This window comes from Allobosea sp. RAF48 (assembly GCF_052114025.1).
Lineage (GTDB): Bacteria > Pseudomonadota > Alphaproteobacteria > Rhizobiales > Beijerinckiaceae > Allobosea.
Genome location: NZ_JBFRDZ010000031.1, coordinates 20,898 through 28,393, shown reverse-complemented (window position 1 = coordinate 28,393; position 7,496 = coordinate 20,898). Strand labels below are relative to the sequence as shown.

Here is a 7,496-nt window from a genome sequence, read left to right as displayed (position 1 = left end):
GCTGTTCAGTCGATCCATCCGGAGATCGAGCGAAAGCGACAGACCTTCTGGATCCCATTTCCGCTCGATTGTCGCGCCGAGCCCACTCAGCGTCGCCTTTTCGAGCTTGCTGCCGAAGCCCGCCTGCGCGGGAGATCCCGCAATCGTTGGGCCGCCGCGCTCCGTCCAGTGGAGTTTCACCGTCTCGCCTTCGCGCACGAGCTTGACGTTGAGCCGACCTTGCGGACAGGAGAGAGCGCCATACTTCGCCGCGTTTGTCGCAAGCTCGTGCAGCACCAGGGCAAGGGCCGTCAAAGCAGACCCTCCAACGGAAACCTCTGGCCCAGAAATCTCCAGCGCCTCCCGATGCTCCGCCTCGTAAGGCGATAAGAGTGCACGCACCAGGCTGAGGAGGTCGGTGGAGGCGCGATTGCCTTCGGCTTCGCCTGAGATTGTCAAATCGTGGGCGCGAGCCAATGCCGTTAGTCGTTCGCGAAGCTTCTTGGTCAGCTCTTCGACCGAGGTGGCCGATCGGGCACTCAGCGAAATCAACCCGCCTGTCAGGGCGAAGAGATTCTTGATGCGGTGGTTCATCTCGCGCATCAGCAGCTCTTGACGCTCGCGTGCCTGGACACGTTCGCTGATATCGCGCGCGATTTTGGAGGCGCCGACGATCACGCCGCTCTCGTCGCGGATCGGTGAGACGGTCAGCGCCACATGAATGAGCGTGCCATCCTTGCGCCGCCGCAGAGTTTCGAAATGGTCGGTTCGACGTCCCTCGCGAACCCCGCCGATGATCATGTCCTCTTCATGCAGACGTTCCTCGGGGATGAGCATCGTGATCGGCCGCCCGATCGCTTCCTCCGCGGTGTAACCGAACAAGCGCTCTGCGCTGGCATTCCAGCTCGTGATCGTGCCGTCGAGCGATTTGCTTACGATCGCATCGTCGGAATAGGCCACGATCGCGGCGAGCTTCGCGCTAGCCTCATGCGCGATCCGCCGTGCCTCTGCCTCCTGTCGGGCCTCGACGAGAAGTTTGGCATTGTCGATGGCGATGGCGGCGTGGGCGGCGATCGCCATGACGATCGACTCCGCTTCTTCGTCGAACTGTCCCGGCTCATCGTGAGCAATGAAAATGCCGCCGTGGACGCTGCCCGTGCGCGAGATGACCGGAACCGCCAGATAACTCACGACCGGCAGATGGCCTGGCGGCATGCCAAAATGCGGAGCGCTCAATCCGTATCTGGGATCCTTACGGATATCGTCCGACCGAACCACTCCGGTGCCATCGAAGGTGGGTGCGAAAACCGCTGTCTTGCGCGGCATCTCGAAGTTCTCGAAGGCCGATCTGGGAACACCGGACAGGGTGTAGAGGCCGTAGATTCCCCCCTTCTCGTCGACTTGATTGTAGAAGAAGGCGCCGAACTTTCCTCCCGACCATTCGGTGGCCGCGTCTGTCACGAGGCTTACAAGCTCGGCAAGATCGAATTCACCCGCAACGGCGCGGGCGATGCGGCTGAACATCCGCATGCGCTCGATCTCATTGGAACGAGCACCGGTTCTCCGGGCATGATCCGCGTTCAATTGTTATCCCCCGCCGAACCAGACCTTGGCGCATCGAAAAATGCCATGTCATTTCGCGCAATAACATATCATTTGCCCGGTCGCCCTGTCATTGAATGCACCGCTTTCAACTGAGACCAAGACTGCGCGTTCGGGCTGGCAGCAAGCCGCCCGACCTAGCTCTCGATCGGCGATAACGTTCGCGCCTCCTTTACCTCGTTGCGGGAACTGGTGAGACCAAACTCCGTTTCGACCAAACGGGGTGGGTTCTGGGGTCTGCCGCCGCAGCGGCTGCACTCCGAAGTGTCGAGGCTGGAATGGTCAACGAGAGCCTGCACGTCCGGCCTACCATCCTGATCGTCGAAGACGAACCGCTTCTGCTGATGGATGCGGTAGATATGGTCGAGGAGGCGGGGTTCGAAGCCGTGGAGGCATCCGATGCTGACCGGGCAATCGAAATACTGACCTCCCGGTCCGACATCCGCATCGTGCTCACCGATGTCGATATGCCGGGCTCCATGGACGGCGTGAAGCTCGCCCACTTCGTCCGCGACCGCTGGCCTCCGATCGAGATCATCATCGTCTCTGGTCATCGTACCGTGGCCGCCGAGGAGATGCCGGATCGCGGCCTGTTCTTCTCCAAGCCCTACAGCCGTCATGCCATCACCGCGGCAATGCGAAGTTTCGTGTCCTGAGGAACGATCACGTGATCGCTCATGGAGCTGATCGGCGGACAATCCATAAACTTTGAGCTGTGGAACAGGTCGTTCCTCAACCCGGCACGGGCTATATGGCAGTTGTCATGGAAGATCCGCAGCCACGTCGTGAGGAAAGGTCCCGCTTGGTTCAGGCGGCGAAGTTGCGCCTTCCGGGCAGAGGGGAGGCATGGACCTGCATGATCCGCGATATTTCATCCAATGGCGCTCGAATGCGGCTCCCCCTTGGTTTTGAACCCGAGGGGAAGGTTCTCATCACCGCCGCGACGATCGGCACCGACCGGTCGGCCCGCGTTGTCTGGCGGAATGCTACATCGATAGGCGTAGCGTTCGAGTAATTCCGAGGGTGGACACGCTTTCCAGCCTACCGAAGTCGATGGACCTGCATGTCCCCCCGCTGAGGACGATAGCGTCCTGACCAATCATCGCCACATCCCGCGCATCTTGGCTCGGACATCGACCTTTGGGGCACCGCTCGGCGTTCGGCCGGGTTCCATCGCGGGAGCGTGCGGCCAGGCGACCCGCTCGAAATGACCTAGCAAGGCGTTCGGGATGAACCTCGTGCGGTTGGCGTAGACGTGGCGGTCACCGGTTCCGGATTGGCCGGACGTGAAAAAGCGCTGCGGCACGATCAGGTGAAGGTCGTCCTTCGCTCGCGTCATCGCGACATAGAGCAGGCGTCGTTCCTCTTCGATCTCGTCTCTGGTTCCGGTCCCGAGGTCGATCGGAAGGCAGCCGTCGACGGTGTTCAGGACGAAGACCGATTTCCATTCCTGGCCCTTGGCCGAATGGATCGTCGACAGGATCAGGTAGTCTTCGTCGAGGTGGGGTACCCCGGCCTGGTCGCTCGTCGCATCGGGGGGATCGAGCGTCAGCTCGGTCAGGAAGCGCTCCCGGGAGGGATACCCGCTGGCGATCTGCTCCAACTGGACGAGGTCAGCCTGCCGGGTGGATGCATCCTCGTGGATCCGTTCGAGATGCGGCTCGTACCAGCGCCGCGCCCGCTCAATCTCACCGGGCCAGCCAGCGCCACGGTATCGAATTTCGCGGACCGCGGTGCAGAATTCGTCCCAATCTGCTCCGGCACGCGGCGGAGCGGGAGCGTCGGCGAGAGCCTCGACCGGAGCGGTCGCCTGGCCGATATGCTCCAGGACGCGTTGCGCTGACGTCGGTCCCACTCCCGGGAGAAGTTGCAGCACGCGGAACCCGGCGACCTTGTCCCGCGGGTTCTCGACGAACCGCAACAGCGCCAGCAGATCCTTGATATGGGAGCTGTCGAGGAATTTGAGCCCGCCGAACTTCACGAAGGGGATGTTGCGGCGCGTGAGTTCGATTTCCAGCGGACCGCTATGGTGCGAAGCCCGAAACAGGACCGCCTGCTGCTTCAGAGTCGAGCCGCCCTCGCGGTTCTCGAGGACCTTGTCGGCGACGAAGCGCGCCTGATCGGCCTCGTCGTGGACATGGACTAGCTGCGGCGGGGACCCATTGGAGCGGGCCGTCCAGAGGTTCTTGGTGAAACGTTCCGTGGCCAGATCGATGACCGCATTGGCGGCCGAGAGGATGGCCTCGGTGGAACGATAGTTCTGGTCGAGCGTGACGACCTCCGCGGGAGGCGAGAACGCGGCGGGAAAGTCGAGGATGTTGCGCACCGTCGCGGCGCGGAACGAATAGATCGACTGCGCGTCGTCGCCAACGACCGTCAGTCCTCGGCCGTCGGGCTTGAGGGCGAGGAGAATCGAGGACTGGAGGCGGTTGGTGTCCTGGTACTCGTCGACCATGACATGGTCGAAGCGCGAGCCAACAGCCGCCGCGATGTCCGGGTCAGTCATCGCCTGCGCCCAGTAGAGCAGCAGGTCGTCGTAATCGAGGACGTTCTGCTGCTGCTTGGCCTCGACATAGGCGGCGAACAGGTCCTTGAGCTCGGCTGCCCAGGCAACGCACCACGGATGAGACCGGCCGAGCACGTCCTCGATCGGCAACTCCGAATTCACGCAGCGCGAATAGATCGCCAGGCAAGTGCCCTTCGTCGGGAAGCGCGCTTCCGTCTTCGAGAAACCGAGCTCGTGCCGGACGAGGTTCATCTGATCGGCGGAATCCTCGCGATCATGGATGGTGAAGGCCGGGTCGAGGCCGAGTTGGTCGGCGCAATCGCGCAGGAGCCGGGCGCCGATGCCGTGAAACGTCCCTGCCCAGGTCAGGGCATCGCTCAGGACCCCCGCGCCATCGCCCAGCACCTTGCGGGCGATCCGCTCGACGCGCTTCGACATCTCCGAGGCCGCGCGGCGGGAGAATGTCATCAGCAGGATCCGCCGTGGATCGGCGCCGGTGACCAGAAGGTGCGCGACACGATGCGCCAAGGTGTTGGTTTTGCCCGATCCGGCGCCCGCGATCACGAGCAGGGGAGACGCGGCCTCCGAGCCGACGCCGTGGACGACGGCTCGCCGCTGGGCCGGGTTGAGCGTGTCGAGATAGTTGATCGGGGCAACGGCGTTCATAAGAGTCTGCTGAAAAGTGATTCGCTCGACCCTACCATGTCGGATGATAGGGGTGCGTCAGGATTGCCGACGCTTGGCATCGCGCGCGGCTCCAGGACCTCGGTACCATGTTCCCCAATAGGCTCCGCGGCCGCGATCTCGGGGATCGAATTCGAACCCGCCCATTATGTCCCTGAAGCGCGCGGCCTGATCCGGATCGGAGAAGCAGAAAACTCGGAAGCGCTTTCCGTCGTAGGCAACCTCATGGCCTCGAGGAGCAAGCGACGAGAGCGGTCCGGTCGCTGGCACGATGCCGAGTCCATGCCCCGGTGGGATCTCGACTGCGACTTGGTGAGGCCAGCGACGGTCGACCTCCGCGGGCGACAGCTCGCCCTTGCGTCTCATGGTTCATCGACGAGGCGAGGGCGGCGTCTTCCTTCCGAAAAGCGACCGCGCAAGAAGCCGCGCGACGAAGCGGCATCGGCGTCGGCTGCCATGACGGCAAGGTCTCGGAGGACCATCCGGATCGCCTCCCGGGAATCTCCGTTGGCTTCCTCCATGACCGCATCGACCTCCTCATCGGAAACGGCAAACGGGTCTGGTTCAGGCGGGCGGGAAGCCTCGACTGCTGCCATCGGTCATGTCCTCAATTGAGGGAACATAAAGAGAACAAACGGAATGGCGAGTCAAGCATGCCTCGCCGACAGCGTCTCCTTCGTTGTGCGAAATCATTCCTGGGCAGAGCGGCTCGTTCGGCGCGTTTCCTGCGCACGGTCCAAGGACCTCGCGGCTCGCCGGGCGGCACGCAGTTCCTGGAGCGTGGGCTGCCACCATCCGCGAAGGAAGGCGTCCGGCGTGGTCGGGCGTCGCGCAGGCCAGGTCTTGACCAGTTCCTCATGGGTCGCACGCCGCCACAAAGCCCAGACCAGATCGTCTGACTGTCCAGAGCTCCAAGGATAATGCCGGGCGGCGGTTTCCATGGGCACGATCTCGCCGGTTACCTCAAGGACGACGAGCGGCCCCTCATGTGACATCAGCACCCGGTCGGTCGGCGGCAATTCGCTTGCAGGCACGGGATAGCGTCGACGTCGGCGCTCGGCCGCCGTTGCTTTCGCGCCTTCGTACTCCGGCGCGGATTTCGCCGCCTCGCGCCGCTGCCTTCGAGCTTCCGGCTCACTGCGCTGCGCGGCGGCTTCGATGGTTGGCCACCTTCTGCGAAGTTCATCGATCGATCGGAACGGAACGTGCCAGGCTTTGTCTTCGCCGTTCCACCACGCCCAGGGCACCGCACGCAATTCCTCGACGATGGATCGAGAATACGGGGTGCGCACGACGATCTCATCGGCGACCTCCAGGTAAGGGCTGACGATCGGTTCGAACGAGAAGGAATCGCGACCGCGCTCATCCGCGAGGGTGAACGCTCTCGGCAACTCACGATCGAGCCATCGCGCCGCGCGAAGCATCGCCGTCGTGCCCGGTATCCGCCAAGCAGCCAAGTCGTCGTTCCAGCGCGCTCTCGGAAAAGCTTCCCGAAAGCGCACTGCGAGTGCCGCGTCGAACGGGAAGGAGACGATTGCACCCGAGCTTTCTTCATCAGCGCGGATTTCAAAGTCGTTGCTTTTGCGCCCGGCCATCGTCCTACGATCCTGCGGTCCAAAGCGATGACCCGGCTTGGGAAGTGCTTCAGCCCGGCAGCCCGGGTGATATCCGCTAGTCGACGAAGCGTACCGTCGTGCCCGGCCTGACGAGCTGGGCCAGTTCCTCGGCATCCCAATTCGTAAGCCGGACACAGCCATGCGATGATGCCTTGCTGATCTTCGAAGGCTCCGGCGTACCATGGATGCCGAAGGTCGGCTTCGACAGCTCGATCCAGACCGTGCCGACGGGATTGTTGGGGCCACGAGGGAGCACCAGGCGACGTTTGTTCTTGCCCTGCTGGAAATTCTTGACCGGGTCGTAGTGGTACGTCGGGTTCTTCACGACCCGCACCACTTGGTATTCGCCCTCAGGTGAGGGAGTGTCCTCGCTACCGATAGTGGCCGGATAAATCGCGATCACCTTTCCGGTCGCATCCAGCGCGCGAACGATGCCGTTCGCCTTGTCGGCCTCCACCGTCCGGGCCTCGTCGGGAGGGAGGGCTCGTCCGACCGAGACGACGTGCAGTGCTTCCTCGCGCGTCCGATACTGCTTTTGCGGGTTGAATACCCTGAGAAGACCCTCGCTCATGTGAAAGCGTTCGGCGAACATCTCGTGAGCGTTCCTGTAGCCGAGCCGCTTCATTCGGGCCTGACGGGCGTAATCGTGAGGAATGCGCCTGACGAACCGGGTTTTGACGTCCTCCTTCGTCACGACGTAATCCGCGACGATGTCCGCGTTGACGTCCCCTTTGAGCGCCTGCCAGGTCGCGGCGTCGATGATCTCGCCGGTTTCGAGATTTTCGCGGCGGCGGAACTGGTCGATGGCCTTCCGGTAATTGTCGCCGTCCAGCCCGTCGATCTCCCCGGGAGAGACCCCCTGACGCGCCAATAGGACCTGAGCCTTGATGATCGATGCGCTGGGCCGCGTCACCTTGGTCTTCGTGACAGCAGGAGGGCCTGCTCGATTCACCTCATCCGGGGTAAGAGCTCTGGCGGCAGCCGGAGCCAGCAAGACGCACCCGCACACCAGGGCTGCCTGGAACTTCTTCAGCAGCGCGACAACAGGTCTTGGCACGGAAATCACCATCGCTGGTCCCACGCACGGCCAACGCGATGTTTCATCCCCT

Annotated in this window: 7 protein-coding genes; 2 read left to right on the top strand and 5 right to left on the bottom strand. The window is 63.0% G+C overall.

Annotated elements, in window-relative coordinates; genetic code table 11:
• A partial coding sequence (locus AB4Z10_RS29325) for a PAS domain S-box protein (protein ID WP_441473926.1) occupies window positions 1-1,509 on the bottom strand: 1,509 nt, incomplete at its 3' end.
• 350 nt (window positions 1,510-1,859) lie between these two features.
• On the opposite strand from AB4Z10_RS29325, the gene AB4Z10_RS29320 reads away from it, so the two are divergent.
• Both AB4Z10_RS29320 and AB4Z10_RS29315 read left to right on the top strand, forming a co-directional pair.
• Window positions 1,860-2,237, top strand: a complete 378-nt coding sequence (locus tag AB4Z10_RS29320; RefSeq protein ID WP_441473925.1) for a response regulator — start codon at window positions 1,860-1,862, stop codon at window positions 2,235-2,237.
• Between the two features lie 95 nt (window positions 2,238-2,332).
• Window positions 2,333-2,596: a PilZ domain-containing protein gene (locus tag AB4Z10_RS29315; RefSeq protein WP_441473930.1), complete on the top strand. Its 264-nt coding sequence runs from the start codon at window positions 2,333-2,335 to the stop codon at window positions 2,594-2,596.
• An 84-nt stretch (window positions 2,597-2,680) separates the two neighbouring features.
• On the opposite strand, the gene AB4Z10_RS29310 is transcribed toward AB4Z10_RS29315, so the two are convergent.
• The 4 genes from AB4Z10_RS29310 to AB4Z10_RS29295 all read right to left on the bottom strand — a co-directional run bounded on the left by AB4Z10_RS29310 (window position 2,681) and on the right by AB4Z10_RS29295 (window position 7,456).
• Window positions 2,681-4,753: an ATP-dependent helicase gene (locus tag AB4Z10_RS29310; protein ID WP_441473924.1), complete on the bottom strand. Its 2,073-nt coding sequence runs from the start codon at window positions 4,751-4,753 to the stop codon at window positions 2,681-2,683.
• A 380-nt stretch (window positions 4,754-5,133) separates the two neighbouring features.
• Window positions 5,134-5,367 (bottom strand): hypothetical protein, encoded by a 234-nt coding sequence (locus AB4Z10_RS29305; RefSeq protein WP_441473923.1) that lies wholly within the window; start codon window positions 5,365-5,367, stop codon window positions 5,134-5,136.
• A gap of 93 nt (window positions 5,368-5,460) precedes the next feature.
• On the bottom strand, window positions 5,461-6,366 hold the full coding sequence (locus AB4Z10_RS29300; RefSeq protein WP_441473922.1) for a hypothetical protein: 906 nt from the start codon (window positions 6,364-6,366) through the stop codon (window positions 5,461-5,463).
• A 76-nt stretch (window positions 6,367-6,442) separates the two neighbouring features.
• Entirely contained in the window at window positions 6,443-7,456 is a 1,014-nt protein-coding gene (locus AB4Z10_RS29295) for a L,D-transpeptidase (RefSeq protein ID WP_441473921.1), read from the bottom strand.
• Between the last annotated feature and the right edge of the window lie 40 nt (window positions 7,457-7,496).

Coding starts and splice junctions, on each gene's coding strand:
- AB4Z10_RS29315 (WP_441473930.1), top strand. CDS start 2,333: ATGGCAGTTGTCATGGAAGATCCGCAGCCACGTCGTGAGGAAAGGTCC.
- AB4Z10_RS29295 (WP_441473921.1), bottom strand. CDS start 7,456: ATGGTGATTTCCGTGCCAAGACCTGTTGTCGCGCTGCTGAAGAAGTTC.
- AB4Z10_RS29305 (WP_441473923.1), bottom strand. CDS start 5,367: ATGGCAGCAGTCGAGGCTTCCCGCCCGCCTGAACCAGACCCGTTTGCC.
- AB4Z10_RS29310 (WP_441473924.1), bottom strand. CDS start 4,753: ATGAACGCCGTTGCCCCGATCAACTATCTCGACACGCTCAACCCGGCC.
- AB4Z10_RS29300 (WP_441473922.1), bottom strand. CDS start 6,366: ATGGCCGGGCGCAAAAGCAACGACTTTGAAATCCGCGCTGATGAAGAA.
- AB4Z10_RS29320 (WP_441473925.1), top strand. CDS start 1,860: ATGGTCAACGAGAGCCTGCACGTCCGGCCTACCATCCTGATCGTCGAA.